Below are 25138 nucleotides of genomic sequence, written 5' to 3'. Positions count from 1 at the left end.
CCTAGAACGGGGGTTCGTCGCTGTAGCCCGCGGGCGCGGCAGCTGCGGCGGGGTCCGCGGCCGGCGCGGTGTTGGCGGGCCGCGCTCCGCCCCACGGGTCGCCGGCGGGCGGGGTGTTGGGCTGGCGGCCGCCGGCCGGGTTCTTCGTGACCTTGGCGCTGGCGCTCTTGAGGCTGACACCGACCTCTTCGACGTCGATCTCGTACACGGTGCGCTTGACGCCGTCGCGGTCCTCGTAGCTGCGCTGCTTCAGCCGGCCCTGCACGATGACGCGCATCCCGCGGGACAGGGTCTCCGCCGCGTTCTCAGCGGCCTGCCGCCACACGGAGCAGGTGAGGAACAGCCCGTCGCCGTCCTTCCACTCGTTGGCCTGCTTGTCGAAGACGCGCGGGGTGGACGCGACGCGGAACTTGGCGACCGCGGCGCCGGCCGGGGTGAACCTGAGCTCGGGGTCGTCGACCAGGTTGCCGACGATCGTGATGACGGTCTCGCCTGACATCAGGGGGTCTCCTCGGGTTCGGCGTCGCGGTAGTTGAGCTGGCGGAGCTTGGCTGCGTGGCGGAGGGCGAGGCCGCGCTGGCGGGCTGCGGCGAGTGCGGCGCGGCGCCGCTTGTTCGCCTCGATGCGGGCGCGGGCGGCGGCGATCCGCTCGGCCACCAGGTCGTCGACGTTCATGCGGCGTCGTCCGGGTCCTCTTCGGGCTGGTACAGGCGCACGAAGTTGCCGACGGCGAGAGGGCTGTCAGTGAGTCCATCGCGGTCGGCGTACACCGGAGAGCATTCACCGTCGCTGCGGACGAGCCAGGCCAGGACGGGCCAGGAGACCGTGCCTTCTTCGTCGGTGCTGAACTCTGCTCGCCATGTGCCGCCGGGCACCGCGCCGACCACCTCGGCGTCCGCCGGGGCTACGCCGGAGAAGTTGCTGTAGCTGGAGGCTTCGCGCAGTCGACCGGTCTTCTCGTCGGCTACGAGCGCGACTCCGTCGTCACCCCAGGCGATTACAGGCTTGGTGGTGACGTAGGGACGCACGTGGCCGTCGTGGCGGTAGCGGGCTTCGTAGGGGTGGCTGGCAGGGATCACGGGGTTTCCTCCATTAATTCCATGCGATTGGGACGTGCAAGGTGAGGGTGAGGGTTGGTGCTGTGACTCTGAGGCTTTCACGTTGGTAACAGAGAGTAATAATTAGTTAGAAATAGGCTTACGGGGAGTCCTGGAAGTAATGCCGGGGCCACTCATGCGGCACCCCGAGGCATGGAATTAATGGAGATAACCCGGCTCTCCGTCCTGCTCGTTACGTCCGGGTGAGGCACGAACCGGCGCTTCTGCGGCCGCCCTCGCTGCCCCTCCTTGCGTTCCGGCGGGTCGATCTGACGGACCCAGCCAGCTCGCACGAGCACGTCCAGCGCGTCATCTACGTCCGCCATCTCCGTGCACCAGGCCTGACCGCGAACGCCCCTCTCGACATCTCCGGCGGAGAAGCGGCCCTCAACTTCCTTCCGGCGCAGCCAGTCGAGCACCGCGCGGGCCGGCCCCAGCTTCGACTGGCGCTCGGCCGACATCAGGTCGGAGACCAGACGCGCGTGTGCGATCAGGTACGGGACGAGCGACACGGCGTCGTCCATCACGTCACCCGGCACGATCAGCGCCTCGGGGTTCTCGAACAGGGTCAGGACCGCGGCGATGCGCAGGACTTGGCCGGGCAGCTTCTTTGCCCAGCCCTCGATGGCGGCCAGGTCGCCGTGCGACTTGTGTCGGGGCTCCAGGGCTTCCCAGAAGGAGCGGAACGACTCCTTGGCCTTGCGGTCGAGTTGCATCTCCAGCGGCTCGTCGTCCCAGATCGTGGCCATCATCTGCTTGACCCGCGCGCCCCACGCCTGGCTGGTTGCCGGGGGGATCGGGTCGGTGTCGTACACGCGGTCGCCGACCCGGCTCACAGGCATCGAGAAGATGAACCGAGCCATCAGGCCGCGGGCCTCGAACACGTCGCCGGTCTCGCCCATGCCAGTCAGGAAGCCGGGCTGTACGGCCAGGCCGAGGGACAGGTTGGGACGCTCCAGCAGCAGTGGCCGGCCGCTCTTGCGGTTGACCGCGTGGGGCTCGTGGCTCCAGGCCTTGAGGACGATCTCGGGGTTGGCGTTCTTGCTGTACCGGCCGCCGACGTTGCCGAGGAACGAGCTCTCGGTGGAGAGCACGGCCAGGCGCTCACCCTGCTCGGCGATCACGTCGGTGGCTGCCTCGGGAGTGGTGTCGTCGGCGATGAGCTGGGTGAACACCTTGGGCTCGCCAAGGGATTCGAGGTCGTCGCGAGCGGCGTCGAGGAGTGCCCGCATGGACTTCCGCTTGTCGGGGTCGCTCGCTTTGATGACCTTGGACTCGGCGTCGGATACGCATGCCTCGGCGATGCGTCGGTCCTGCTGATCTCTGGCCACGGCGGAGCTGTCCTCGAGGCGGCGCCGCTTCTGCTCCTCGAAGATCGGCTTGGCCATGAGGCCGAGGGCGGGTGACTTCATCTCGCCGGGCGCCGCCACGGGCATGGTGTAGAGGGTGACCGGCTCCACCCAGTCGGGCTTGGGACTGACGGTGCGGCGGCCGCCGATGGCGGTTGAGGCGACGGCCATGCCGAGCCAGGCCGGCAGGTCGACGGGGACCTGGAGGCTGTCGGATACGGCTTGCGCCATCGTGCCGATGCCACGCAGCTTGGACGCGTCGAGGGAGGGAGCGGCTGGGGGATCGAGCGGGACGGGTTGCTCCCAGTCCCTCCGGTCCTCCGGGTGTACGCCCTTGTCCCAGGAGGGTGGTTCGATGTCGGGCTTCCAGTTCGGTGCGCTGCTCACGCGCCCTCCCCCGGGTCGCCGGGGTACGGGACGGGGGCCCAGACCTGGTCGAGCTCGAAGTCCTTGTGTCCGGCGGCGAAGTGGTCGGCGGCGTCCTTGCCGGTCCTGGCCTGCACCACATAGATGGAGCGGGCGACGCCGCGCAGGCTCTCGACAACGGCCGTGGCATGCTCGCGACCCTTGTCGTCCCGGTCGGCGACGACCGTGATGTCCATGCCTTCGAGATGCTGGGCGTGCTCGGACGTCCACTTCCCCGAGCCGCCCGCGTTGCACGTGGCGTAAAGCCCGTTGTCGACGAGCGCATGAACGTCCTTCTCGCCCTCGGCGATGAAGACGGCGCGGTCTTCGGTCTTGGCCTGGAGGATCTCGGGCAGCCGGTACGGCACCAGGCGGACGAGCCGCTTGCCCTGCTTGTCGTTCAAGCTCCACCGGCGGCCGGACTTCGCGCCGTCGTCGGGCCGCCACTGCGCGAAGCACTTCTGATCGCAGCGCGTGACGCCGTGGACGGTGATGCCGTTCTCGTCGCGGTACAGGTACTGAGCGACGCGCTTGTGCCCGCGCTCTCCGCACGGGATCCAGGTGTCATCGGCTGTACGGTCGTGCTGACGTTCGGGGAGGGGCTCGTCGTACAGGTCCGCCTCGGTCCAGCCGAGGGCGTCGAGGAAGTCGCGGTTGCCCTGGCACTTGTGGCAGTAAATGACCACGGCTCCGTTGGCGCCGCGCCTGATGGCGACCGTGCCGGGGGCGTCGCCGTCGTGACAGATGCCGCGCGTCCGCAGGGCGCCGCCCTGGTACCGGGTCGGCTCGCCCCGATCGCGGAGGAGGTCCGCGAGGCGGTTGAAGGCGATGGTGTCGTTCACGAACGTGGGCTCTTTTCTGCGAGCTGGATTGGGTGTTCGTGTGGTGGGGGGCGCTACCCCCTAGCGCCCGCCCGCCGTTATCCGGCCTTGCGGAGTTGAGCGACGGTCTCGTCGGCGATGGCGGTGATGGCGTTCTGCCAGCGTCGGGCGGCGGCGCGGACGCTGGCTTCGGACGGCTGTTCTTCGAGGTCTGCGCGGACCGAGCCGAGGGTGATCTCGAACCGGGCGCGGTGGGCGTTGTACCGCTGCCGCTGTGCGATCGCCGGGGAGGCGTCGAGGTCGACAGGGCTGTCGACGGGCCACTGGCCCGGGTGTCGCTCCTGCTCGGTCATGCCGCCTCCCTGGCCGCGGGCTGATGAAAGATCGCCCGGAGTCGGGCGCGCTGGTCGTCGGTGAGCGGCGGGGCGGTCGCGACGGCGGCGTCAATGCGCGCCCAGTAGGCGGCGTTGCGCGTCGGGTCCGGGTCCCGGGCCGGGCGGCCGGGGGTGTCCCCGGCCGCTGCGGCTTGCGTCTGGGTGGTCACGGGCGGGCCGTGAGGTAGATGAAGCGGTCCGCGACGGCGGCCGGGTCGTCGGTGCGACGGATCTCGGCGGCGAGGTAGTCGAGGACTTCGGCGAGCGGTCCATCCGCGTTCTCGCGGACCGTGGCGAGGTGGGCGAGGGCTTCGGCGGTGGTCATGCCGGCACCCCCGGCAGGAGCGGGTGGACCTCGACGTTGAACGGCTTGGGCAGCGGCGTCACGTCCAGGTGCAGGGCCTGCGCGAGGAGGTACCGGGTGAGGACGTCGGTCTCGAGCTCGCTGCGGCCCTGCGGCATGAAGAGGACGGTGCGCTTGCCCGGCCGGATGATGACGGCGCCGAAGAATTCGTCGTCGATGTCCGAGTCGATGAGCTTGACGTTCGCCGCGGCGATGAGGTCCGTCACCGGGTCGTCGAGCAGGCGGTCGATGGTGATGCTGTCGCGCTGGACGGCCGGGGTCGACGGCGCCGTTGCCCTCGTGGGAGAATTCACTTCGAGCTTTCCGATCTGCTGAGATCCGTTGAATTGCTCGACAGACGGCGCCCGGGTCGCACCCCAGGCGCTGTCGTCGTTTGCGGCCGTGGCCGCCATGGCGGTCATGCCGCCTCATCAGGTGCGACGTCGCCGATCTGGCAGCCCAGCGCGTCAGTGATCTTTTTGAGAGTTTCGGGGCGCGGCTGGCGCTGTCCGTTCTCGATACGACTGAGCGCAGGCCCGCTGATGCCGGCGATGGCCGCGAAGCGGTTCATGCCGTGGCCAAGCGCGATCCGCTTGTGGCGGATCAGAAGTCCGTTCGTCTTCATGGCTGAGAACGCTACCTCCTGTGTGGATTCGATGCCAAGTGTTGACGCCAGAAACTTTGGCTACGTAGGCAACATGTAGCCAAAGCGTGCGGTGTCGTAGCCACAAAGTGTGGACACGGGCTGGCTTCACTGCCACAGTCGTAAGCTGTGACCGTTGCCAATCGTTGACAGGAGTGGGCATGGCGATCATCGTTCCCATGGATCCCGAAGCTTGGGCCGAGCTCGGCAAGAGGATCCGCGAGCACAGGGAGGAGGCTGGGTACAGCCGCAGGGCGCTGGCGGAGAAGGCCGGCGTTTCTGAGAAGAGCATTCAGGTTGCTGAAGAAGGTCGCGTACCGCGCGGCCGGATGCCGCAGTCCTTGGGCAGAATCGAGGAGGCGCTTGGATGGCTTCCCGGCGCCCACATTGCGATCCTCAAGGGAGAGACATGGGCGCGTAGTGGCCCTGCCCAAGAGGTGGAGGTCGAGCTTGAGTCAGCGGCATCTCGGCACGCCCAGCAAGTGACTGCCGAACAGGACGCGATGCCGGGCCTCATGAGTGGCCGAGACGTTGAACTGACGCAATCCGGGCACCTTGCCCAGGACACTTTCATCCGTCAGATGAAGCGCTACCGCCGTCTGCTGAACGTGTCGACCGAAGAGCTCGCAAAGCGCGTTTCTGAACTCGGGGCAGATGTCGAACTGAAGGACCTCGCTCGCCTCGAGAACGGCACACGTCTGTTGAAAATGTCTGAGGCCGAGGTGATCGCGCGCGCCCTAGACACCACGGCGGAATGGCTGCTTGGGTCGGGATTCCTTAGCGGGGTGCCGGAGCAGATGCAAGCGCCTCCCACCGATGAGGAATTGCAGGTTGAAGCAAAGGCCGTCGAGCGGCGTATCTTCGAGATGGGGATGCAGGTCAACGCTGCACGGACGCAGTATGCCCAGGCCAGGCAGCGGGAGGAGGAAGCGCGGCAGGCAGCGCAGTACGCACAGGTGATCTTCGAGCAAACCGCGACCCAGCAGGCTGAGCTGGAAAGGCAGTACCAGTATCTGCTCGGACGTATCGATTCCCTACGTGCAGCAAAGGGCGAAGAGCTGATCCTGCAGACGCATCCCGTTACGGGGCGAGGGGGCGAGTCGATTGGCCAGCGGCTCAGCCGTGCGCGAAGGGAGGCAGACATGACGGTTGAAGACGTGCATCTGCTGACACGGATTCGGCCTCGGGTGGTTGAGGCCATTGAGCGCGACGATTTCACAGCGGCGGTTGGCGAGAGCAATCGCGACGTGTATGCGCGTGGTCACATTCGTGTGCTTGCGCGCGCCTTCGGACTCGACCCCGCCCCCTTGCTTGAGCGGTACACAGTGGAACGCGGCGGTCGGCCGGATCCGAATCCCAGGGCGCCCTTGCATACGGCCGATTCTGGTGCCAAACCGCGTCGGCGAGTGGTTCGTATCAAGAAGCCTAAAGAGGATCAGTGACCGCCCCGCTTCCACTTGTATTCGATGGCGTCGTAGTCGAAGTACCCGCCGTCGGGCATGCGGCCGGGACGGGCCGGCCGGAGCGTGACAGTGAGCAGGGCCCGCAGTACCGCCCGCCGCTGCTCCAGCTCCATGCCCTTCCACGCCTTCTGCACGTCCGGCACGCCGACCAGGCCGACGAGCGGGTCCCGCGTCGCCGCCCGCGCCAGCTGCTGCGTGACACCCTCCAGCTGGGCGCGGGCCATGTCGCTGCCCTCGGTGAACTGGGCCATGTCCATCTGCCCGGCGCCGAACATGGCGGCCATGTCCGTCATGCGGCGTCGGATCTGCTCGCTCTCCAGTTGCAGCGCTGCGACGTCTACGTCCGACGGGCCGGGCAGTAGCAGGTCGGCCGCGTCCGGGCGGGACAGTCGCTCGATGATGATGTCCTCGATGTACTGGTCGAGGATGTCCGCGCGCCGGCCGCCGCCGTGCGAGGTGCGGCATCGGTAGCTCGGGTGGTTTCTGCCGCCGGAGATGGTGACGACGACCTTGGAAGTACATGCACCCCGGCCGCAGTTGAAGATCATGGATCCGAACCAGCGAGGCGTGGTGCCCGCAGAGGTTCGGCGTGACGGGTCCTTCAGGATCGCGGCGACCGCGCGGAACTCCGCCTCGGACATGATCGGCTCCCACGCACCCTTGCCGATCTCCTCGCCCTGGTAGATGGCGATGCCGGCGTTCCGCTCGCGGAGCAGCATGTCGCGCAGCTCAACGTGGCTGATCGGGTTCCCTCGCGTGGTGGTGAAGCCCTTGTTCGACAGCAGTTTCACGCCCGCTTTGATCGACCCGCCGGACAATATGAGCTGCGCGCAGCTGTACAGGACCTCGGCCTCGGCCGTCACCAGCTGGTTCATGTCGAGGACGGGCACCTCGATCTCCTCGCCCGTGCCCTTCACGATCTTCTTGCGCATCTCGCCCGTCGGCACGCCCCAGCCGAACGGCCTGATGCCGCCGCCCCACTTGCCGGCCTTCGCGTTCCGCTGGCGGGCACGGGCGACGCGTTCGGCTTTGTGCTCCGATTCGTGCCGGGCGATGATGCCGTGCATCCGCGCGTTCATCCGGCCGCCGGGTGTCGACAGGTCGATCTCTCCGGCCACGCAGGTGTGAGTGTCGATGCCGCGGCGCTGGCTGAGATCGATGTAGCCCTCCAGCTCCAGCGGCGATCGGTGCAGCCGGTCGTTATGCCACACGATCACGACGGTGGCGAGGCCGTCCTCAAGGTCGGCGAGCATCTGCCGGTAGCCCTTGCGAGGCTTGCCGCTGTACGCGGAGAGATCGTTGTCGACGTAGGTCTCGACGACGTCCCAGCTCCTGCTCGCTGCGAGTGCCTCGCAGTCCTCGCGCTGACTGTCCACGCCAAGGTGGGCACCGGCGCGGTCCTGGCTGATGCGCACGTAGATGACAGCGCGGGCGCGCAGGCCCCTGGGCGTGCGGGTTGTCTTCATGCCCCAACTGTGGCATCCCAGAGGTGTCTTAGTCTCGGTTTCGGGAAGACGACGCTGCTGAGTTCGCTGCTGGGCTTGGTGGGGGCCGCGGAGCGGATTGTGCTGGCAGAGGACTCGTCGGAGCTGCGTCCCGATCATCCGCATGTGGTGCGGCTCGAGTCCCGCCCGGCCAACCAGGAGGGGGTGGGTTTGGTGACCTTGAAGGACCTGGTGCGGCAGGCGTTGCGGATGCGGCCCGACCGGCTGGTCGTGGGTGAGGTGCGCGGCTCCGAGGCGGCGGATCTCCTGGCCGCTCTGAACACGGGGCACGAAGGTGGATGCGGGACCGTGCACGCCAACGCGGCGGCGCATGTGCCGGCGCGGCTGGAGGCGCTGGGGACGGCGGCGGGGCTCGACCGGGCGGCGCTGCACAGCCAGTTGGCCGCCGCGCTGTCGGTGGTGGTCCATCTCGCACGGGACCGGCGGGGGCGGCGGCGGGTGGCCGAGGTACATGTCCTGGAGCGGGATGCGGCCGGGCTGGTGGTGACCGTACCGGCCCTGCGGTGGGGTGCGGAGGCGTTCGTTCATGAGCGTGGCTGGGAGCGGCTGCGGTCGATGCTCGGGGGTGCGCTGTGACGGGAGCCGCCCCGCTCTGCGCGGCGGCGGTGTGCGCGGGGGCGGCCGCTTGGCTGATGGGCGGGCGGCGCCAGGGGCTGCGGCGGGCGACGATGATGCTCGCGGGAGCGGAAGGGGGGCAGGCGGCATCCGGCCCTGCGTGGGGGCGGGCGTGGGGTGCGGTACGGGCCCGTGTGCGCCGGGAGTGGGCCTGCCTGCTCGTGGGGGTGCTGATCGCGGTGGCGGGGGAGTCGGTGCTGCCGCTGATCGGGGGCGCGGTGGCCGTACCGCTCGCGGCCCGCCGGCTGCGGGCGCGGGAGCGGGCCCGTGAGCGTGCGTGGCGGTCCCGGGAGGTGATCGCGCTGTGCGGGGCGGTGGCCGGAGAACTGCGCGCCGGGCTGCAGCCGGGGCAGGCGTTACGGGCGGTGGTGCGGGGATTCGGCCCCGGTGCCCAGGGACTTGGGGGCGCAGAGGGTGCCGTGGTGGCCGCTGCGCGGTTCGGCGGGGATGTGCCGGAAGCGCTGCTGCAGGCGGCGCGGGAGCCGGGTGCGGAAGGGCTGGTCGGGATGGCCGCGTGCTGGCGGGTGTCGGTGGACGGTGGTGCCGGGCTCGCGGCCGGGCTGGATCGGCTGGAGGTCGCGCTGCGGTCCGAGCAGGACCAACGGGATGAGTTACGGGCCCAGTTGACCGGGGCGAGATCCACGGCGCTGTTGCTCGCCCTCCTGCCGGTGGCCGGGCTGCTGATGGGCACCGCACTGGGGGCCGGTCCGCTGCGGGTACTGCTGCACACCCCGGCAGGGCTGGGATGCCTGGTGGTCGGCGGACTGCTGGAGGGCCTGGGAGTGTTCTGGGCCGGCCGGATCGTGCGGGCGGGGGAGCGCTCATGAGCGGCGAAGTGGCCCACAGGCTGGGGACGGTCGTCTCCGTTGCTGCCGCCCTGGCGTGTCTCGGTTTCGCGCTGGCCGGGCGGATACGGGAGCGGGCGCAGCGGCGCCGGCTGGCCGTGCTGCTCGCGAGTGAGTGGGGGCGGCTTCCCGGCCGCGCCCCGTGTGCGTGGGTGGGGCGGCTGAGAGGCTGGGTGGCGCCCATGGGAGCGGTGGCTGCCTGTTACGTCCTGGTCGGTGGCGTGGCCGGGTGCCTGGTGGGTCTGGTCGCGGGCTGGGGCGTGAGGCGATGGCTGCGGTGCCGGAAGCCGGCGCACGGCTCGGACGGCGACGCGGAAGCGGCCCGGCAACTTCCGCTCGCTGCCGACCTGCTGGCGGCGTGTCTCGCCGCCGGGGCCGGGCCCCGGGAGGCCGCCGAGGTGGTCGGGGAGTCGCTCGGCGGTCCGGTGGGTGAGCGTCTGGCCCACGCCGGGGCGGAGTTGCGGCTCGGCGGTGAACCGGACGCTGCGTGGGGGCGGTTGGCGGAGATACCGGGTGCGCGGGCGCTGGCCGGCTGCCTGGAGCGGGCCGCGTGCACGGGCGCGCCGGCCGCGGAGCCGGTCGCCCGGCTGGCTGCCGGCCTGCGGGACGACAGGTCGAGGGCGGCGACGGCGAGGGCGCAGCGTGCGGCGGTGCTCATCACCGCACCTGTGGGGCTCTGCTTTCTGCCCGCGTTCCTGGTGGTCGGGGTGGCACCGGTGGTGATCGGTCTGGCGAGCGGTCTGCTGAACAGCAACTGAGCGGGACCACGAGCACGGCGAGCTCGGGCACCGAGCTCGACACATGTCGGCACATGAGTGACGACCGAACGAATGATTCCTGGGGGTTGGTATGTGGGTGTGGAAGCGGGTGCGCGAGGCGCTGGTCCGGTCGCGTGAGGACGCGGGGATGACGACGTCCGAGTACGCCATGGGGACGATCGCGGCGTGTGGCTTCGCGGCGGTGCTCTACAAGGTCGAGCATGTCAAGCTACGGCGGTATAGGCCCCGCCCATGCACCACGGGGGCAGCGCATGAACGGGGCCGGTACCGACTCGCTGAACTGTCCTGCTCGCCGTCGCTCAGCGGGCCGGGGCCTACTCCGCGCGGGTCACGCGGGCGTGGTCGGTGAAGACACGGCGGAACAGGTCGTGACCGGTCCGGCCGGTATGCCGTAGCGCCCAGTGCTGCGCCCCCTCCTGCTGCTCCTGGGGGCCGGATTCCTCCTCGCACCCTGGCGCTGTGCAGAACGCTTCGTAGGTGACTCCGCCTTCCGGCACGTGCCTGATGCTGTGCTCAACGAAGCGCAGAATCGTGCGGCTCACTGGTGCCCCTCCGGGTGCTTCCGCATCAAGACGTTGGCGTCTGTCACGGTCGTCATGTCGCCGCCCGCCCGCGCACGGTCCCGAACGTTCGCCAGTTCCGCGCAACCGGCGCAACCGTCAACGGGCGTTGGCTCCAACTCCCCTACCCGCAAGGGCAGTTCAACTGCGGCTGTGCTGTACCTGGTCGGCTCGGTCATGCGCGATAGCTTCCCCCGTCCGTTCGCTGAAAAGTGGTGACTAGGTGGTGACTGCGTGGTGACTGCGTACGCTGAACACATGACCAGCGGCGGGGACTTCGGGCGGAGGGTCGCGGCGGCACTCCGAGAGCGCAAGCTCAGCATTCGAGCGGCAGCGCGAGCGATGAATTACGACCATGCGTTTCTGTCTCGCGTGATCGCTGGGAAGCAATTGCCCTCACCACAGCTTGCCGAATCCCTAGATCGCTTGCTCGGCACAGAGGGAACCTTGGTTGAGCTAGCGGCATCGCTTACCGAAGATGGCCGTTCCCGCATTCAGCACGCGATCACCAAACCGACCAAGTTGGACGGCCGGGCGGTCGAAGCTCTAGCGGGCGTTCTGGCAGCTCAGCGGCGACTAGATGACGCATTGGGACCGGCCCCAATGATTCCGGCCACAGAGGCGCAGCTAGGCACCGTCACAGGCCTACTGCGGGAAGCGCGCGGGCCGCACCGTGACGCACTCGCGGAAGTGGTCGCGGAATACGTCCAGTTCGGGGGATGGCTTCACGCCTCAGCGCGCAATGACGCACGGGCCGTGACGCTGCTCAATGAAGCTGCCGAACTAGCCGACGAAGCCGAATCCGGAACGCTCGCCGCACAAGCGCTGAACTTCAAGGGATACCTGGCACGTCAGCAAGGACGGCCGCGCGCTGTCGCCCGTTGGTTCTCAGCGGCCTACCACACCCCCGGTGCACACCCGGCGCAACGCATGGGCGACGCTGCCCAAGCCGCCCAGGGATACGCCGAGTTGGGCCAGCGAGACGACGCGCGCCGCTTGCTCGATGAAGCCGCGAACCTTGCCGACGCTGCCAGCGAGCAACCCCCCGGAACGGCTTATTGGCTCACGCCCACATTCCAGCGGCTCAACCTCGGATTGGCGCATCTCGGATTGGGCGACCATCGCAATGCGGCGGACCTACTGCGGGAAGGGCTGGAAGGGCTGCCCGCCGATCAGCAGCCGGCGGAGTGGACGAAGGAATACCGAGACGCGTTGACGACTGCCTTGGATAAGTCCTAAACCCGTCCACCACAGCGGGCAGGGCCGGAACGCACGGAAGCCCCGTAGACGACCCAGGAACTTCCCAGGGCTCTACGGGGCTGCTTTGTGCTGCGGAAGCCGTTAGGTGCGATCCTGCGGCCTCTCAGCGGCGTATAGGCGAATCGCGGCACGCATCACCTGAGTCACACTGCGGCGCTGCTCCTCGCAAACCTCGCGCAGGAGTTGCCATTCCGACTCATGCATTCGAACTCGTATTCGATGAATCAATGCGAATCATCCCTCTCTAGTCGCTAGCGTGGGCGGCCACCGGCGCGATGTCGACCACGATCACCAGGCAGCGCCGGCAGCGGGGAGCCATCGAGCTATGCGCTGTCGTCCCTCAGGCGCTGGCGACGCTCTCGGGTATATTCCGTCTTGCACGCACGACACCAAGGCTGGACACCCCGCCGGGTCTCGTAGGCGAACTCGTTGCCCGGCTTCTCCTGCTGGCAGCGGGAACACCAATAGATTTCGTACTCGTCCAATTGGAATCACTCTCTGTGCGCGCTGAATCAGCCCCGCACGTGTAGAACCACTCTTTCAACCGGGCGCACCGGACAGAGCTCTCCCCCGCGCTGAAAGGGGGTAGGGGGGCAAAGGGTACCCCCCAGGGGGTGTCACGGCGAGTGAGCTAATGCCCGAACGATTCACCCGCTGTCTTCCGCGAATGGTGAGCCTTCGTCAGACTCTGCAAGTTCGACCAGTCAAAGGCGCGCGGCCCTTGCAGCCCTAGCCCGTCAATATGGTCGACCTCAGTTGCAGCGAGGCGCAGAGGCTCAGGCACAGCCGCGCATTCCTGGCATTCGCAGTACGGATTGGCGCGCAGGTATTCCCGCTTCGTACGGTCCCAGCGAGCACGCAGCGAGGGGGAATCGTTGTGGCTATCCCCGTAACGCTTGCCATCACTGCGTGAGCGCGCATGGGCCCGGCACTTGCCTTTCCAGGTCTGGCAATGACAGCCAACGACGGGACACACCTGCATGCTGCTGCGGGCATTCTTGGGCTTGTCACGAGGGTCACACTCGGGGTGTGCATTGCTCGGCGCTGCCCCGCTGTCAGGCTCCGGGGCCTGTGCCTGCGGCCTCACCGACTTGTAAACACCCTCAGGCCATTCACCATCAGCGGGAAGGACGTAGCCGCTACGGAGCCACTGAGCGGCGTTCTCGTCGGGCACGTCGAATTCTTCGTCTTCGTAGTACGTGACGTCCTGGTAAACCAGCCGGCGGGACGCACCGACGCGAAGTCTCACGCGCGAATTCCTTTCAGCAGGAGGGGCCCCGGCCGGAATGACCAGGGCCCCCACGAATAGTGCCTAGCGCAGCGTCAGCCGGGCGTAAGAGGCGACCAGCGGCGCGCCAGCCGCCCCTAGTTGCGTCAGCTAGCAGTCGCCTCGAAGCGCTTAAGCTGCATCTTCAGCGTCCGAATCTCCGCATCCTTCTGCGGCTCCGCACTACCCCACGAAAGCGCCCGCTCAGCGAAAGCAGAACGGTTCACGCCGAGGCACTCAGAGGCAATCTTGCCCATCATCGCGCGAACCTTGGCGTACGCGGCGGGGGCATCCATGAGCTTGCGTGCGGTGTCGTTGCCACTCGCAGCAGCACTCTGAAGAAACTTGCTCTCAGCGAGCAGCCGCAGCGCCTTAGCGTCGGCATTTCGGCCCGTGGCGACTAGCTCAAGCCACGGAGAAACAGCGAGCTGCGCCACCTGACCCCCCGCGTCAACGAGCGTCCGGAAAACGTCGTTCAGCGACATGTCCCGCCGCCGGAGGACCTGTTCTGCATCCTGGCGAGCAATCAGCGCATCAGTGCCAGTCGGCGCCTTGAACAGCTTCACTTGCAGATCAGCGAGGAAGGCCATTTCGACGACATCAAACGAGTCCTTCCAGTCGCTGTAGGCGCGCTCAGCATTAGCGAGAATCTCGTCAGCCTCAGCGCGACGACCCGCCGGGAACTTGCGGACGTCAGCGAGCGTCTGCTGAGCCTTGCGGGCGGCCTCAATCAGCTTGGTAGCCACGGAAGTGGCAGCGTCGGCGTCGATGCCCTGGGAATTCTCCGAGACAGCGCGCTGCGCCGCAGTAATGACCGGGCTCAGGTTGTTCGCCTCGGCCATAAGGTCCTCGGGGCGGCTAGTGAGATTAGCCATGATTGGCTCCAATCTGCGGGGTTTGGCTCCCCGCTTTAACCCTGGGAACGGTTCCCAGGAAGCTTTTAGTTGGTGCGCTGCGATTCGGCAGCGATACGGCGGGTTTCAGCCTCAGCGGCTAGTTCGGGGTCATTCCAGTCAGCGCCACGCACGATTCGAGGCGGCTGGACACCCCTACTCCGTCGGCCGGGATGCGCTGCGTACAACCCGCAGGCAGCCAACGCCTGTTTGAGGGCTGATGCCGAGAGAAAGTCCTCGCCGCCCTCTTCCCTGTACAGCGACAGCACGGAGTGGAACAGGTCGTAGTACCGCACCGTCGAGCCAGGCGCCGGATGGACGAAAACCGAAACTAGCTCAGCAATGCGCGCCGGATCAGCGTGGTGGGCGTGGGCAGTCACGGACGATTCGCCGTCCGCGTGTTCTGAATCGTCAGCAGCGCGTTGTACTGAGCAACAAGGCCGGTGAGAACCTGGACCCCGTCAAGGTCGATGGTGTCCTGGTCGAGTGCTTCGGTAAGGCCAGCAATCAGGGCAGCGATTGAGCCGGTAAGGGACTGGCGAGCGCCGGGCATGGCGGCGGGAGTGCTCATTGGGTACCTACTCATTTCAGTATGTGGTTTGCGACCAAAACGCAAAACGCCCCCGGAACGTGCCAGTGCTCATCACCCCAGCCACCACAGTGGGAGCGAGCACCAGTACGCCCGGGGGCATTCTGGGAATACGGCAGCGTTAACCCGGCTGCCTTCGGGTGTCTTGGATCCTGGTGCGTGATGTGGTGGCTGCCCAGGAAGGCTGATACGCCCACCGGCACGGTCCCTGGGAAGGTCAGTCAGGAACCGTGCGGGAAGGCGCACCAGCTCTATTCAGCGCGGATTACCCGTCGCGCCCCGGCAGTGCTAGTAGTCGTCGCATCAGTGATCTCTCCGGCCTAGGTAGATGACATCGACTGGTAAGCCTCGAATTCGCGGACGGCATGTGCCCTCATTCGCTGCTCGTACGCACGCTGTTCATCAGAAACAGCGGACCAAGCCTCAGCGCGCAGAGACTTGACCCGCCCTGCTAGTAGGCGCTGATCGAACTTCACCGCGCGAAAGTTGCTGTCTAGCTGCCGGTGATGCTTGCGGCACATCGGCGCGTAATGGTTCGCGTCCGTCGACCACAGGCGGCCGTCGTGAATCTCATTCTCGTCCGTGTGCTGATAGGCCCAGTGGTCTGCTGTACGGCCGCACCAATCACATGCATGGTGCTGAGCGGGACCACTGAGCCTGCGTAGTCGGTCATGCGCTGTGCGGTAACTGGGTAGTCGAGTGGTCATGGCGGGGGAGCCTCCTGTAAATGCAGAAAGGCCCCGGATTCACGATGAGGCGCCAACCCCAAGGCTCCCCAGCCAGGGTTAGACGTTGCATCGTGAGCCCGGGGCCCAAGACTGTGTGTCCGGCGCGATAGCGGGGAGCCAGCCGGAAGGACACTCAGAAGGTGTCTCGCAAGATATCTAGCGAGTCGGTTACCCGCACTCACTTACATAGGCGCGCAAGCATTCCCTGCGTGCCTTCGTAGTTGCACAAGGGAGTCGAACGCCTGATGCCGCTGAGTGCTGAGCGGGTGCCAGATGGCGGGCGAGTGTAGGAGTGCAGGTTTGTAGGCGAGCCGGGTTTAGCAGTGGAGTTCCAAGGGCGATACGAGTTGATGTGCATTTCTACACTTCTACATTTATGCAGGTCAGAAGGGGTGTTCTTTGGTTTGGAGAGAGATTGCCCTACATCGCCCTTGCGCTGATGGCAGTCGCCGCGAGAGCCCGTTATCATTTCGTTATCTAATGACTACGCTCCGCAATCGGATGATTACCCGGCCAGCCGGCCAGGGGGTGAGAGCTCTCAGCGGCCGTCTGCGGGCAGCGGAAAGCCTGCCGGGCAGATCCACCAGGGACCCGCCAGGCGGGGCTTAGAGGGGCGCTCAGGGGGCCTCTCAGTGGGCAGCGGAAAGGCCCCGGCATCCGCACTGGGACGCCGGGGCCTGGCATGCTCAGATCAGTTACTCGGCGCGCTCCGGGGCTTTCGCCCAGCGGATGTCCACGCGGTCTTCCATCTTGCTCGCCCGTCCATACGCCAGCGGCTTGCTGACCTCTACCCGGTCAATGAACAGCGCGAGGAATTCCCGCCGCTCGGTCAGGGTCCACTCCGCCCACGGGGAGCCTTCGCCGATCGGGTCGCCCTCTGCTGCCGTCCACTCGGCGATAGGCAGGCTCACGCTGTCCGTTGACCGGTCCTCCAGCAGCGCCAACTCCGCCTCTATGCGGGCCTCTTCCTTCTCCAGCCGTTCGGCCGATTCCCGGAAGATGCGCGTACCGGTCTTGCCGCTGTAGACCCCCTCGGTCCGGTCCTGGTACAGCGTGGCCAGCGAGGCACGGGTGTACTCCAACGCTGCCGACAGCTCGGCCCGCTGTGCTTCCGTGCCGGACCGGTCTTCCTGGTGGGCGAACCGGCGGGCTGCTTCGGACAGCAGACGCTGATCGTGTGCGTCCAGCTCGGCGTAGTCATCCGGGGTCATGGCGGATAGCCGGGCGAACACGCGGCGGGCAACGACGTCATCCACAGCGGTCATGCTCGCTGCGAGGCTCCGATGTCCTTCGATCGAGCCAGCCGGCCGACGGCACTTGTAGTAGCGGAGCCCACGAGACACGGCAGCTTGCATTGCCGCGCCACACTCGCCGCAGAACGAGACTCCCCAACCACTCAGCAGTGAGGGCCGGTTGTTCTGCTTTACCTCTGGCCGCTTGCCGCTGACGATCTCCTGCAACGCGTACCACTCGCCAGGCGTGATGATCCCCTCGTGGCTCCGCAAGATCTCTCCCGCAGCATCCCGCTGGGGCTCGCGCTTGCCACCACCGCCGACCACCTTGGACGCGAAGCCAGCGAGGCGGGGATCACGCAGGACTCGTAGAACGCTCCCTGAGTGCCACTGGGCCCGCCCCCCATCGATCCCCGCACTCACGATGTCAGAGCGCCCACGACGGCCCTTGAGCCGGTTCTGACCAGCCTCGCCCATGGACTCCAGCGAGGTGGGCACCTTCTCCTCATTGAGCCTGCGTGCGATGGCTACGCTGCTCTTACCGGCCATGGCGTCAGCGATCATGCCTCGCACCACTTTGGACGTAACCGGGTCCGGCACCAGGCGCGTGATCGTCAGCGTGCCTGCCTCGCCGGGAATGGGCACGGTGGCGCGCTCAGCGACGAAGCCAAACGGGGCACTGCCGGTTACGTGTCCGCCCACCTGACGTACGGCAGCCTGCGCGCGGAGCATGTGCTGACGCTTGGACTCTGACTCCTGCTGTGCGAGTCCAGCGATGAGCGCGAAGATCGCTACGCCGATGGGGGACGACGTGTCGAGAAACGGCTCATCCACGCTGACCAGCGAGACGCCGTGCGCTTGCAACTCCTCGTTGATCTTCATCGCCTCATAGGCACCCTGGCGCGTCAGTCGAGAGAGAGCGGGGATCACCACGACGTCACACTCATGCGCGCGGACGGCAGCCATCAGGCCCTCGAAGCCGGGGCGAATGATCTTGGGGTCGAAGCCTGACCGGCCCACGTCCTCGAAGTGCCGGACAAACGTCCAGCCTCGGGCGTCAACGAGATCGTGCGTGGCCTTCCGCTGCCCCTCGGGGCTGGTGCGGCTCTCGTCCTCTCGCTGCTTGGACTGTCGGCCGTACGTCATCGCTCTCACGTTGTCGAGGTTACGGGTCCTGCTGATGTATGGAGGTGTCATACCGCCGTACTGAACTGGTTTCGGTGATTACCAGCGGTGCGGTCTCGTCGGCGCTGCAGTCGGTGATCGGGAAGGCGCTCGATGCGCAGTTCTGACCGGGGCTATGTGAGTGCCGAGGCGGCCGTGGTGCTGCCGGCGCTGGTGTTGTTCGCCATGGCCCTGGTGTGGGCGTTGATGGCGGCGTCCGCGCAGATCCAGTGCGTGGACGCCGCCCGGGCCGGGGCGCGGGCGGCGGCGCGCTCGGAGGCGGGGAGCGCCGTGGTGGCTGCCGCTCGTTCGGCGGCGCCGGACGGTGCGCGGGTCGCCGTGGAACGGGAGGGGGAGCTGTGGCGGGTCCGGGTGGACGCGCCGACACCGGGGCCATCGGCCTTGTCGATACGGCTCAGCGCGCAGGCCGTGGCGCTGGCCGAGGACACGGTGGGGGTCGGCCCGTGAGGCCGGCTCGGGACCGGCGCAGGGGGCCGGGTGGGGCGGATGCGGACCGGGGTTCGGCCACGGTGTGGGCCGCGGTGGTGAGCTGCGCTCTCTGCGTGGTGTTCGCGGCCGTCATGGCGATGGGCCAGGCGGTGGTGGCCCGTCACCGGTCGGGTGCGGCGGCGGATCTGGCCGCCCTCGCCGCTGCGGACCACTGGATCGAAGGGCAGGAGGGGGCCTGTGGCAAGGCCGCCCGGGTGGCACGGGCGCAGGGCAGCCGCCTGCTGCGGTGTCACGTGCAGGGGGAGATCTCCGACGTCACGGCGGTGGCGGGCTTCGGACCCTTCACCTCGGCGGCCAGATCCCGGGCCGGCCCCCCGGGAGCGGCGGGGCCGCCCGGCCCGGAGGCCGCGCCGAGCGGCGCGGTACCGCCGGGGGCTGCGGGGCCGGGGCGGGCCGGCCCGCCCGGGAAGTCCCAACCTGCAGCGCGGGGGTGAGGGGCTGATTCGGAGACCGGTCAGGTCTTGGGTGCGCCGGTGAGGAGGGTGGTGAGGAGGCGGACGGCGCCCCGCTTGTGGAGGGGGTCGTTGCCGTTGCCGCACTTGGGGGACTGGATGCAGGAGGGACACCCGGCCTCGCACTCGCAGGACGCGATGGCCTCGCGTGTGGCGGTGAGCCACTCGCGGGCCGTGTGGAAGGCGCGCTCGGCGAATCCGGCCCCGCCCGGGTGGCCGTCGTAGACGAAGACCGTCGGCAGCAGTGTGTCCGGGTGGAGCGGGACCGAGACACCGCCGATGTCCCAGCGGTCGCAGGTGGCGAAGAGCGGGAGCATCCCGATCGACGCGTGCTCGGCGGCGTGCAGCGCGCCACCCAGGATCTCCGGATTGATCCTGGCGGCGTCGAGCTGGTCCTCGGTGACCGTCCACCACACGGCGCGGGTGCGCAGGGTGCGGGGTGGCAGCTCGAGCTTGGCCTCACCGAGCACCTCGCCGGTGATCAGCTTGCGACGGAGGTAGGAGACGACCTGGTTGGTGACCTCGACGGAGCCGTAGCAGAGCCGCCCGTCCCCCCAGGGGATCTCGGTGTCGGTCTCCAGGACGGAGATGGAGGTGGTGTCGCGGGCGGTGGTGGAGTACGGCGGGGCGGCCTCCTCCACCAGCGCCACCGAGTCCTCCAGGTCCAAGTGCTTCACCAGATAGGTGCGGCCCTGGTGGAGGTGGACGGCGCCGTCGTGGACGGCGGCGTGGGAGGCGGATTCGTCCACCGTGCCCAGCAGCCGGCCCGTGGCGGCCTCGACGACCTGCACCGGTCGTCCGCCCTCGCCTCGGATGTCGGTGAGGTCCGCGGCCCGTTCGCGGCGGGTCCAGTGCCAGGCCGTCGCCCGGCGCCGGAGCAGCTTCGCGGCCTCCAGCTGGGGCAGCAGCCCGGCGGCGGCCGGGCCGAAGAGGTCGAGGTCGGCCTCGGTCAGCGGAAGCTCGGCGGCGGCCGCGCACAGATGGGGGGCGAGGACGTACGGGTTCTCCGGGTCGAGCACGGTGGACTCCACCGGCTGCCGGAACAGCGCCTCGGGGTGGTGGACGAGGTAGGTGTCCAGCGGATCGTCCCGGGCCACCAGGACCGCCAGGGCGCCCTGGCCCGAGCGCCCGGCGCGGCCCGCCTGCTGCCACAGGGAGGCCCGGGTGCCGGGGTAACCGGAGATGATCACGGCGTCCAGGCCGGAGACGTCCACGCCCAGCTCAAGGGCAGTGGTGGCGGCCAGGCCCAGGAGCTCGCCGGAGTGCAGGGCGCGCTCGAGGGCCCGGCGCTCCTCGGGCAGGTAGCCGCCGCGGTAGGCGGCGACCCGCCGGGACAGGGAGCGGTCCACCTCGGCCAGCCGTTCCTGGGCGATGACCGCGATCAGTTCGGCGCCGCGGCGGGAGCGTACGAAGGCGACCGTGCGTACGCCCTGCACGGTCAGATCGGTGAGGAGGTCGGCGGTTTCCGCGGTGGCGGTACGGCGGACGGGGGCGCCCCGCTCGCCCTGCAGCTCGGTGAGGGGCGGCTCCCAGAGGGCGAAGACCAGCTCGCCGCGGGGGGAGGCGTCGTCGGCGACCTCGGTGACGGGCAGGCCGGTGAGGCGTCCGGCAGCCACCGCGGGCTCGGCGGCGGTGGCCGAGGCGAGGAGGAAGACGGGGTTCGCGCCGTAGCGGGCACAGAGGCGGCGCAGCCGGCGCAGCACCTGGGCGACGTGCGAGCCGAAGACGCCGCGGTAGGTGTGGCACTCGTCGATGACGACATAGCGCAGCGCGCGCAGGAAGGAGGACCAGCGGGGGTGGGAGGGCAGGATCCCGCGGTGCAGCATGTCCGGATTGGTGAGGACGTAGTTGGCGTACTGCCGGACCCATTCGCGTTCCTCGACCGGCGTGTCGCCGTCGTAGACCGCCGGGCGGACCGCGGTGCCCAGGGGCGCCGCCAGGGCCTTGACGGCCCGGCGCTGGTCGGCGGCCAGGGCCTTGGTGGGGGCGAGGTAGAGCGCGGTCGCCCCGCGCCCGTTCGGGGCCTCGGCGCCGTCGAGCAGGGCGGTCAGTACCGGCGCCAGGTAGGCGAGGGACTTGCCCGAGGCGGTGCCGGTGGCGACGACGACCGACTCGCCGTCGAGGGCGTGCTCCGCGGCGGCGGCCTGGTGGACCCACGGGTGTTCGATTCCGGCGGCCTGAATGGCTGCGATCACTTCCGGCCGGATGCGATCGGGCCAGACTGCATGGCGGCCCGGTCTTGGGGGCAAGTGCTCCGTATGAGTGATGCGCGCAGCCCGGTTCGCCCCCCTGGCGAGCCGGTCCAGGACGGTGCCGGGGGAGGGGCGTGTGCCCGTGGTCGCCGGGCTCCGACCGGGGCGGTGATTGTTGGCCATCGGCACCGAGTCTGTCACTGGCGTGAAGGACAATGGTCCCAAGGCGTCGTGCATGCCCGCTGGTAAGTGATTGAATGCCATCGCGGCTGCCAATCCGTCCCCCGCCCTCGGATGGGGGAGGCCCCTGGGGGGCGCCGTTCGATAGCAAGGTGCTGGAGGATCCGTGGACCTGTCCCTGTCGACTCGCAATGTGTCCGGCCCCGGTGGCGACCGTACGGTCGTCGAGGTCGGTGGCGAGATTGATGTGTATACCGCGCCCAAGCTGCGCGAGCAGTTGGTCGAGTTGGTGAACGACGGCAGCTACCACCTGGTTGTCGATATGGAGGGCGTGGACTTCCTCGACTCCACCGGGCTCGGCGTGCTCGTCGGTGGACTCAAGCGTGTCCGGGCCCATGAGGGCTCGCTGCGCCTGGTCTGCAACCAGGAGCGCATTCTCAAGATCTTCCGCATCACCGGTCTCACCAAGGTGTTCCCGATCCACACCTCGGTGGACGAAGCCGTCGCTGCCACCGACTGACGGCTTGCCGGAGGAAGAGCAGGGGGCCGGGCCTTGAGCCCGGGCCCCTGAATCGCACGCCCGTACGTCTGAGGGGGATCGCATGGCCACCGTTGAGCTCCGCTTCAGCGCTCAGCCCGAGCACGTCCGGACGGCCCGCCTGGTGGCGGCCGCCGTGGCGCGCCGCGCCGGGGTGGAGGAGGCCGTGCTGGACGAGGTCAGGCTCGCCGTCGGCGAGGCCTGCTCCCGTGCTGTCGGGCTGCACCGCAGCCATGGGGTGACCGCGCCCGTCCGGGTCGTGCTGACCGAGGAGGAGAAGGTGTTCTCCATCGAGGTCGGCGACGAAGTGCCCGGTCCGGCGGGGGCGGGAACCGGCGCGCACGGCGCGGCCGACGACGGGGATGCCGAGGGCGAGGACGAGATGGGTCTCGCCGTGATCAGCGGGCTCGTCGACGACATGGAGGTCGGTGCCGACGAACTCGGAGGGCTGATCCGGATGAGCTGGCCGAAGCCTCCGAGTCCCCCCAGCCCCAGCCTTCCCCCCAGCCCCACTCTCCCCTGATCCCTCCTGATCCCTCCTGATCACTCACTTGATCGGATCTTCTTTCTCACGGCCCTGCTGAGCAGGGCCTTTCTTGTTTTCCGGATCATTTGCCGAGATCATTTATCCGGATCATTCGCTCGGCGTCAATGGCTTTGCCCCATTACCCCTTTCGGGGGTACCGCTGGGCCGAGATCTTTTGCTGAGTAGCGAGTGACGGCCAATTCCGTTTACCGCGCACTGTTTTGATCTAGCGCGGCTCCCTACAATCCGTCCACATCTTGAGCTCTTCGCGTCAAGGAGGACGAATGACGGGGCTCTTCACCCCTCACCAGCAAGACCACCCCTCAACCCTCGCGGCAGCGGTTCTCACCGACGACAACCGCCTCATCGTGATCGTCATCGCGATCGTCGCCCTCGCGGCGCTCGTCGTGGCCCAGTTGCTGGTCCGCCAGGTCCTGGCGGCCGGCGAAGGCACCCAGAAGATGAAGGAGATCGCGGGAGCCGTTCAGGAAGGCGCCAATGCCTATCTGGCGCGGCAGTTGCGCACGCTCGGCGTATTCGCCGTGGTCGTGTTCTTCCTGCTCTTCCTGCTCCCCGCCGACAACTGGTCGCAGCGGGCCGGACGTTCGGCATTCTTCCTGGTCGGTGCGCTCTTCTCGGCGGCGACCGGATACATCGGCATGCGCCTGGCCGTGCGGGCGAATGTGCGCGTGGCGGCCGCCGCGCGTGAAGCAACTCCCGCGGAAGGCGAACCGGCGAAGGATCTGACGGCCGTCGCGCACAAGGCCATGAAGATCGCTTTCCGTACGGGTGGCGTGGTCGGCATGTTCACGGTGGGCCTCGGCCTGCTCGGTGCCTCCTGCGTCGTCCTCGTCTACGCCGCTGACGCTCCCAAGGTGCTGGAGGGCTTCGGCCTCGGCGCCGCGCTGATCGCCATGTTCATGCGTGTGGGAGGCGGCATCTTCACCAAGGCCGCCGACGTCGGCGCCGACCTGGTCGGCAAGGTCGAGCAGGGCATTCCGGAGGACGATCCGCGCAATGCCGCGACCATCGCCGACAATGTGGGCGACAACGTCGGCGACTGCGCGGGGATGGCGGCGGACCTCTTCGAGTCGTACGCGGTGACCCTGGTGGCCGCGCTGATCCTCGGCAAGGTCGCGTTCGGTGACGCCGGGCTCGCGTTCCCGCTGATCGTTCCGGCCATCGGCGTCGTCACGGCGATGATCGGCATCTTCGCGGTGGCGCCCCGGCGCACCGACCGCAGCGGCATGACCGCCATCAACCGGGGCTTCTTCATCTCGGCGGTGATCTCCCTCGCGATGGTGGCGGTGGCGGTCTTCGTCTACCTGCCCTCCTCGTACGCCGCGCTGGACGGCGTCACCGACGCCGCGGTCCGGGCGCAAGACGGCGACCCGCGGATCCTCGCGCTCGTCGCGGTGGCCATCGGCATCGTCCTCGCCGCGCTGATCCAGCAGCTGACCGGATACTTCACCGAGACCAACCGGCGCCCCGTACGGGACATCGGCAAGTCCGCGCTGACCGGTCCCGCCACCGTCGTGCTCGCCGGCATCTCCATCGGCCTGGAATCCGCCGTCTACACCGCGCTGTTGATCGGCCTCGGCGTCTACGGCGCGTTCCTGCTCGGCGGTACGTCCATCATGCTGGCGCTCTTCGCGGTGGCCCTGGCCGGCACCGGCCTGCTCACCACCGTCGGTGTCATCGTCGCCATGGACACCTTCGGACCGGTCTCCGACAATGCGCAGGGCATCGCCGAGATGTCCGGCGACGTCACCGGTGCCGGCGCGCAGGTCCTCACCGACCTGGACGCCGTCGGCAACACCACCAAGGCGATCACGAAGGGCATCGCCATCGCCACCGCGGTGCTCGCCGCGGCCGCGCTCTTCGGCTCGTACCGCGACGCCATCGCCACAGCGGTCGCGGAGGTGAACGCCAAGGCCGGCGACATGGGCCTGAGTCTGGACATCTCGCAGCCCAACAACCTGGTCGGCCTGGTGCTGGGCGCCGCGGTCGTCTTCCTCTTCTCGGGGCTGGCGATCAACGCGGTCTCGCGGTCGGCCGGAGCGGTGGTCTACGAGGTGCGGCGGCAGTTCCGCGAGCACCCCGGGATCATGGACTACACCGAGAAGCCGGAGTACGGGCGCGTCGTCGACATCTGCACCAAGGACGCGCTGCGCGAGCTGGCCACGCCCGGCCTGCTCGCCGTGCTCACGCCCATCGCCGTCGGCTTCTCGCTCGGCGTGGGCGCCCTGGGCTCGTTCCTGGCGGGTGCGATCGGCACCGGCACGCTGATGGCGGTGTTCCTCGCCAACTCCGGTGGCGCGTGGGACAACGCCAAGAAGCTCGTCGAGGACGGCCATCACGGCGGCAAGGGCAGCGAGGCCCATGCCGCGACCGTCATCGGCGACACGGTCGGCGACCCGTTCAAGGACACGGCGGGCCCCGCGATCAACCCGCTGCTCAAGGTCATGAACCTGGTGGCCCTGCTCATCGCTCCGGCGGTGGTGCAGTTCAGCTATGGCGACGACGCCAGCCCCGGAGTCCGGGCGCTGGTGGCGACCCTCGCCATCCTCGTGATCGTCGGCGCGGTCTACATCTCCAAGCGGCGAGGTATCGCCGTGGGTGACGAAGGCAACGCGGAGCGGGTCACCAAGTCCACCGATGCGGCGGTGGTTTCGTAACACCTGGTCAAGGAACGGGCGGGCGGCGCGGGTTGACGCGCCGCCCGCCCTTTTCTTGTCCGGACGTGAGCCTCATCTCTCTTGGTGCAAATGGTTACAATATGGTCTATATCGGTCGTACGGCACACGG

General features: G+C 68.3%; 27 protein-coding genes and 2 pseudogenes. 11 read left to right on the top strand and 18 right to left on the bottom strand.

The annotated features are described in order from the left end of the window. Nucleotide 1 precedes the first annotated feature (1 nt). The 10 genes from ACWV17_RS14425 to ACWV17_RS14380 all read right to left on the bottom strand — a co-directional run bounded on the left by ACWV17_RS14425 (nucleotide 2) and on the right by ACWV17_RS14380 (nucleotide 5014). Nucleotides 2–499 carry a single-stranded DNA-binding protein gene (locus ACWV17_RS14425; protein ID WP_455359993.1) on the bottom strand — a complete coding sequence of 166 codons (498 nt, stop codon included), beginning with the start codon at nucleotides 497–499 and terminating at the stop codon, nucleotides 2–4. Beyond that, nucleotides 499–675 carry a hypothetical protein gene (locus tag ACWV17_RS14420; protein ID WP_455359992.1) on the bottom strand — a complete coding sequence of 59 codons (177 nt, stop codon included), beginning with the start codon at nucleotides 673–675 and terminating at the stop codon, nucleotides 499–501. The genes ACWV17_RS14425 and ACWV17_RS14420 overlap by 1 nt, the downstream gene beginning before the upstream one ends. Next, nucleotides 672–1079 carry a hypothetical protein gene (locus ACWV17_RS14415; protein ID WP_455359991.1) on the bottom strand — a complete coding sequence of 136 codons (408 nt, stop codon included), beginning with the start codon at nucleotides 1077–1079 and terminating at the stop codon, nucleotides 672–674. Before ACWV17_RS14415 ends, ACWV17_RS14420 begins: the two co-directional genes overlap by 4 nt. 152 nt (nucleotides 1080–1231) lie before the next feature. Beyond that, entirely contained in the window at nucleotides 1232–2833 is a 1602-nt protein-coding gene (locus ACWV17_RS14410) for a YfjI family protein (RefSeq protein ID WP_455359990.1), read from the bottom strand. After that, nucleotides 2830–3693: a toprim domain-containing protein gene (locus ACWV17_RS14405; protein WP_455359989.1), complete on the bottom strand. Its 864-nt coding sequence runs from the start codon at nucleotides 3691–3693 to the stop codon at nucleotides 2830–2832. The genes ACWV17_RS14410 and ACWV17_RS14405 overlap by 4 nt, the downstream gene beginning before the upstream one ends. 77 nt (nucleotides 3694–3770) lie before the next feature. Further along, a complete protein-coding gene (locus ACWV17_RS14400; protein ID WP_455359988.1) occupies nucleotides 3771–4025 on the bottom strand; it encodes a hypothetical protein in 255 nt (84 codons plus the stop codon). Beyond that, nucleotides 4022–4216, bottom strand: a complete 195-nt coding sequence (locus ACWV17_RS14395) for a hypothetical protein (RefSeq protein ID WP_455359987.1) — start codon at nucleotides 4214–4216, stop codon at nucleotides 4022–4024. Before ACWV17_RS14395 ends, ACWV17_RS14400 begins: the two co-directional genes overlap by 4 nt. Further along, nucleotides 4213–4371, bottom strand: a complete 159-nt coding sequence (locus tag ACWV17_RS14390; RefSeq protein ID WP_455359986.1) for a hypothetical protein — start codon at nucleotides 4369–4371, stop codon at nucleotides 4213–4215. Before ACWV17_RS14390 ends, ACWV17_RS14395 begins: the two co-directional genes overlap by 4 nt. Then, nucleotides 4368–4811: a hypothetical protein gene (locus ACWV17_RS14385; protein ID WP_455359985.1), complete on the bottom strand. Its 444-nt coding sequence runs from the start codon at nucleotides 4809–4811 to the stop codon at nucleotides 4368–4370. The genes ACWV17_RS14390 and ACWV17_RS14385 overlap by 4 nt, the downstream gene beginning before the upstream one ends. Beyond that, on the bottom strand, nucleotides 4808–5014 hold the full coding sequence (locus ACWV17_RS14380; protein WP_455359984.1) for a helix-turn-helix domain-containing protein: 207 nt from the start codon (nucleotides 5012–5014) through the stop codon (nucleotides 4808–4810). The genes ACWV17_RS14385 and ACWV17_RS14380 overlap by 4 nt, the downstream gene beginning before the upstream one ends. A gap of 179 nt (nucleotides 5015–5193) precedes the next feature. On the opposite strand from ACWV17_RS14380, the gene ACWV17_RS14375 reads away from it, so the two are divergent. After that, complete coding sequence (locus ACWV17_RS14375; protein WP_455359983.1) at nucleotides 5194–6474, top strand: helix-turn-helix domain-containing protein; 1281 nt, start codon at nucleotides 5194–5196, stop codon at nucleotides 6472–6474. Here the strand turns inward: ACWV17_RS14375 and ACWV17_RS14370 are convergent. Further along, nucleotides 6468–7961, bottom strand: a complete 1494-nt coding sequence (locus ACWV17_RS14370) for a recombinase family protein (protein ID WP_455359982.1) — start codon at nucleotides 7959–7961, stop codon at nucleotides 6468–6470. The genes ACWV17_RS14375 and ACWV17_RS14370 overlap by 7 nt on opposite strands. On the opposite strand from ACWV17_RS14370, the pseudogene ACWV17_RS14365 reads away from it, so the two are divergent. The 4 genes and pseudogenes from ACWV17_RS14365 to ACWV17_RS14350 all read left to right on the top strand — a co-directional run. Beyond that, nucleotides 7923–8576: pseudogene (locus ACWV17_RS14365) on the top strand (ATPase, T2SS/T4P/T4SS family); the annotation flags it as partial. The gene ACWV17_RS14370 and the pseudogene ACWV17_RS14365 sit on opposite strands and share 39 nt — an antisense overlap. A gap of 56 nt (nucleotides 8577–8632) precedes the next feature. Continuing rightward, on the top strand, nucleotides 8633–9442 hold the full coding sequence (locus tag ACWV17_RS14360) for a type II secretion system F family protein (RefSeq protein ID WP_455360038.1): 810 nt from the start codon (nucleotides 8633–8635) through the stop codon (nucleotides 9440–9442). Next, nucleotides 9439–10218: a type II secretion system F family protein gene (locus ACWV17_RS14355; RefSeq protein ID WP_455359981.1), complete on the top strand. Its 780-nt coding sequence runs from the start codon at nucleotides 9439–9441 to the stop codon at nucleotides 10216–10218. Before ACWV17_RS14360 ends, ACWV17_RS14355 begins: the two co-directional genes overlap by 4 nt. A gap of 91 nt (nucleotides 10219–10309) precedes the next feature. Beyond that, nucleotides 10310–10435 (top strand): annotated as a pseudogene (locus ACWV17_RS14350) (DUF4244 domain-containing protein); the annotation flags it as partial. Nucleotides 10436–10553: 118 nt separating this feature from the next. Here ACWV17_RS14350 and ACWV17_RS14345 read toward each other — a convergent pair. Both ACWV17_RS14345 and ACWV17_RS14340 read right to left on the bottom strand, forming a co-directional pair. Beyond that, nucleotides 10554–10781, bottom strand: coding sequence for a DUF7848 domain-containing protein (locus tag ACWV17_RS14345; protein WP_455359980.1), 228 nt, complete (start codon nucleotides 10779–10781; stop codon nucleotides 10554–10556). Next, nucleotides 10778–10978, bottom strand: a complete 201-nt coding sequence (locus tag ACWV17_RS14340) for a hypothetical protein (RefSeq protein ID WP_455359979.1) — start codon at nucleotides 10976–10978, stop codon at nucleotides 10778–10780. Before ACWV17_RS14340 ends, ACWV17_RS14345 begins: the two co-directional genes overlap by 4 nt. A gap of 79 nt (nucleotides 10979–11057) precedes the next feature. On the opposite strand from ACWV17_RS14340, the gene ACWV17_RS14335 reads away from it, so the two are divergent. Beyond that, on the top strand, nucleotides 11058–12038 hold the full coding sequence (locus tag ACWV17_RS14335; protein WP_455359978.1) for a helix-turn-helix domain-containing protein: 981 nt from the start codon (nucleotides 11058–11060) through the stop codon (nucleotides 12036–12038). Nucleotides 12039–12690: 652 nt separating this feature from the next. Here ACWV17_RS14335 and ACWV17_RS14330 read toward each other — a convergent pair. The 4 genes from ACWV17_RS14330 to ACWV17_RS14315 all read right to left on the bottom strand — a co-directional run bounded on the left by ACWV17_RS14330 (nucleotide 12691) and on the right by ACWV17_RS14315 (nucleotide 17914). Further along, entirely contained in the window at nucleotides 12691–13308 is a 618-nt protein-coding gene (locus ACWV17_RS14330) for an HNH endonuclease (protein ID WP_455359977.1), read from the bottom strand. A gap of 125 nt (nucleotides 13309–13433) precedes the next feature. After that, a complete protein-coding gene (locus ACWV17_RS14325) occupies nucleotides 13434–14201 on the bottom strand; it encodes a hypothetical protein (RefSeq protein ID WP_455359976.1) in 768 nt (255 codons plus the stop codon). 394 nt (nucleotides 14202–14595) lie between these two features. Then, nucleotides 14596–14790: a hypothetical protein gene (locus ACWV17_RS14320; RefSeq protein ID WP_455359975.1), complete on the bottom strand. Its 195-nt coding sequence runs from the start codon at nucleotides 14788–14790 to the stop codon at nucleotides 14596–14598. 1441 nt (nucleotides 14791–16231) lie between these two features. Continuing rightward, entirely contained in the window at nucleotides 16232–17914 is a 1683-nt protein-coding gene (locus ACWV17_RS14315; RefSeq protein WP_455360037.1) for a recombinase family protein, read from the bottom strand. Between the two features lie 132 nt (nucleotides 17915–18046). Between ACWV17_RS14315 and ACWV17_RS14310 the strand changes: the two genes are divergently transcribed. Both ACWV17_RS14310 and ACWV17_RS14305 read left to right on the top strand, forming a co-directional pair. Beyond that, the gene (locus ACWV17_RS14310; protein WP_455359974.1) at nucleotides 18047–18400 is read left to right on the top strand and encodes a TadE family type IV pilus minor pilin; all 354 of its coding nucleotides are present in this window, start codon (nucleotides 18047–18049) and stop codon (nucleotides 18398–18400) included. Next, nucleotides 18397–18876, top strand: coding sequence for an Rv3654c family TadE-like protein (locus ACWV17_RS14305; RefSeq protein WP_455359973.1), 480 nt, complete (start codon nucleotides 18397–18399; stop codon nucleotides 18874–18876). Before ACWV17_RS14310 ends, ACWV17_RS14305 begins: the two co-directional genes overlap by 4 nt. Before the next feature lie 20 nt (nucleotides 18877–18896). Here the strand turns inward: ACWV17_RS14305 and ACWV17_RS14300 are convergent, their stop codons facing one another. Then, nucleotides 18897–21350 carry a DEAD/DEAH box helicase gene (locus ACWV17_RS14300; protein ID WP_455359972.1) on the bottom strand — a complete coding sequence of 818 codons (2454 nt, stop codon included), beginning with the start codon at nucleotides 21348–21350 and terminating at the stop codon, nucleotides 18897–18899. Nucleotides 21351–21432: 82 nt separating this feature from the next. On the opposite strand from ACWV17_RS14300, the gene bldG reads away from it, so the two are divergent. From bldG to ACWV17_RS14285, 3 genes are all read left to right on the top strand, one after another. Next, nucleotides 21433–21786 (top strand): anti-sigma factor antagonist BldG, encoded by a 354-nt coding sequence (bldG, locus tag ACWV17_RS14295; protein ID WP_093799810.1) that lies wholly within the window; start codon nucleotides 21433–21435, stop codon nucleotides 21784–21786. Nucleotides 21787–21868: 82 nt separating this feature from the next. Continuing rightward, nucleotides 21869–22327 (top strand): ATP-binding protein, encoded by a 459-nt coding sequence (locus tag ACWV17_RS14290; protein WP_455353750.1) that lies wholly within the window; start codon nucleotides 21869–21871, stop codon nucleotides 22325–22327. 287 nt (nucleotides 22328–22614) lie between these two features. Continuing rightward, nucleotides 22615–25008: a sodium-translocating pyrophosphatase gene (locus tag ACWV17_RS14285; protein ID WP_455359971.1), complete on the top strand. Its 2394-nt coding sequence runs from the start codon at nucleotides 22615–22617 to the stop codon at nucleotides 25006–25008. The last annotated feature ends 130 nt before the right edge of the window (nucleotides 25009–25138 follow it).

It is taken from the genome of Streptomyces mabaensis, from assembly GCF_053763515.1.
This window is presented reverse-complemented; position numbering and strand designations above follow the sequence as displayed.

Bases quoted from the DNA above. Each gene is read 5' to 3' on its own strand.
- ACWV17_RS14420 (WP_455359992.1), bottom strand. From the start codon at position 675: ATGAACGTCGACGACCTGGTGGCCGAGCGGATCGCCGCCGCCCGCGCC.
- ACWV17_RS14355 (WP_455359981.1), top strand. From the start codon at position 9,439: ATGAGCGGCGAAGTGGCCCACAGGCTGGGGACGGTCGTCTCCGTTGCT.
- ACWV17_RS14400 (WP_455359988.1), bottom strand. From the start codon at position 4,025: ATGACCGAGCAGGAGCGACACCCGGGCCAGTGGCCCGTCGACAGCCCT.
- ACWV17_RS14285 (WP_455359971.1), top strand. From the start codon at position 22,615: ATGACGGGGCTCTTCACCCCTCACCAGCAAGACCACCCCTCAACCCTC.
- ACWV17_RS14390 (WP_455359986.1), bottom strand. From the start codon at position 4,371: ATGACCACCGCCGAAGCCCTCGCCCACCTCGCCACGGTCCGCGAGAAC.
- ACWV17_RS14290 (WP_455353750.1), top strand. From the start codon at position 21,869: ATGGCCACCGTTGAGCTCCGCTTCAGCGCTCAGCCCGAGCACGTCCGG.
- ACWV17_RS14325 (WP_455359976.1), bottom strand. From the start codon at position 14,201: ATGGCTAATCTCACTAGCCGCCCCGAGGACCTTATGGCCGAGGCGAAC.
- ACWV17_RS14315 (WP_455360037.1), bottom strand. From the start codon at position 17,914: ATGACGTACGGCCGACAGTCCAAGCAGCGAGAGGACGAGAGCCGCACC.
- ACWV17_RS14370 (WP_455359982.1), bottom strand. From the start codon at position 7,961: ATGAAGACAACCCGCACGCCCAGGGGCCTGCGCGCCCGCGCTGTCATC.
- ACWV17_RS14300 (WP_455359972.1), bottom strand. From the start codon at position 21,350: ATGGCATTCAATCACTTACCAGCGGGCATGCACGACGCCTTGGGACCA.
- ACWV17_RS14320 (WP_455359975.1), bottom strand. From the start codon at position 14,790: ATGAGCACTCCCGCCGCCATGCCCGGCGCTCGCCAGTCCCTTACCGGC.
- ACWV17_RS14375 (WP_455359983.1), top strand. From the start codon at position 5,194: ATGGCGATCATCGTTCCCATGGATCCCGAAGCTTGGGCCGAGCTCGGC.
- ACWV17_RS14340 (WP_455359979.1), bottom strand. From the start codon at position 10,978: ATGACCGAGCCGACCAGGTACAGCACAGCCGCAGTTGAACTGCCCTTG.
- ACWV17_RS14385 (WP_455359985.1), bottom strand. From the start codon at position 4,811: ATGACCGCCATGGCGGCCACGGCCGCAAACGACGACAGCGCCTGGGGT.
- ACWV17_RS14335 (WP_455359978.1), top strand. From the start codon at position 11,058: ATGACCAGCGGCGGGGACTTCGGGCGGAGGGTCGCGGCGGCACTCCGA.
- ACWV17_RS14360 (WP_455360038.1), top strand. From the start codon at position 8,633: ATGGGCGGGCGGCGCCAGGGGCTGCGGCGGGCGACGATGATGCTCGCG.
- ACWV17_RS14310 (WP_455359974.1), top strand. From the start codon at position 18,047: ATGCGCAGTTCTGACCGGGGCTATGTGAGTGCCGAGGCGGCCGTGGTG.
- ACWV17_RS14380 (WP_455359984.1), bottom strand. From the start codon at position 5,014: ATGAAGACGAACGGACTTCTGATCCGCCACAAGCGGATCGCGCTTGGC.
- ACWV17_RS14425 (WP_455359993.1), bottom strand. From the start codon at position 499: ATGTCAGGCGAGACCGTCATCACGATCGTCGGCAACCTGGTCGACGAC.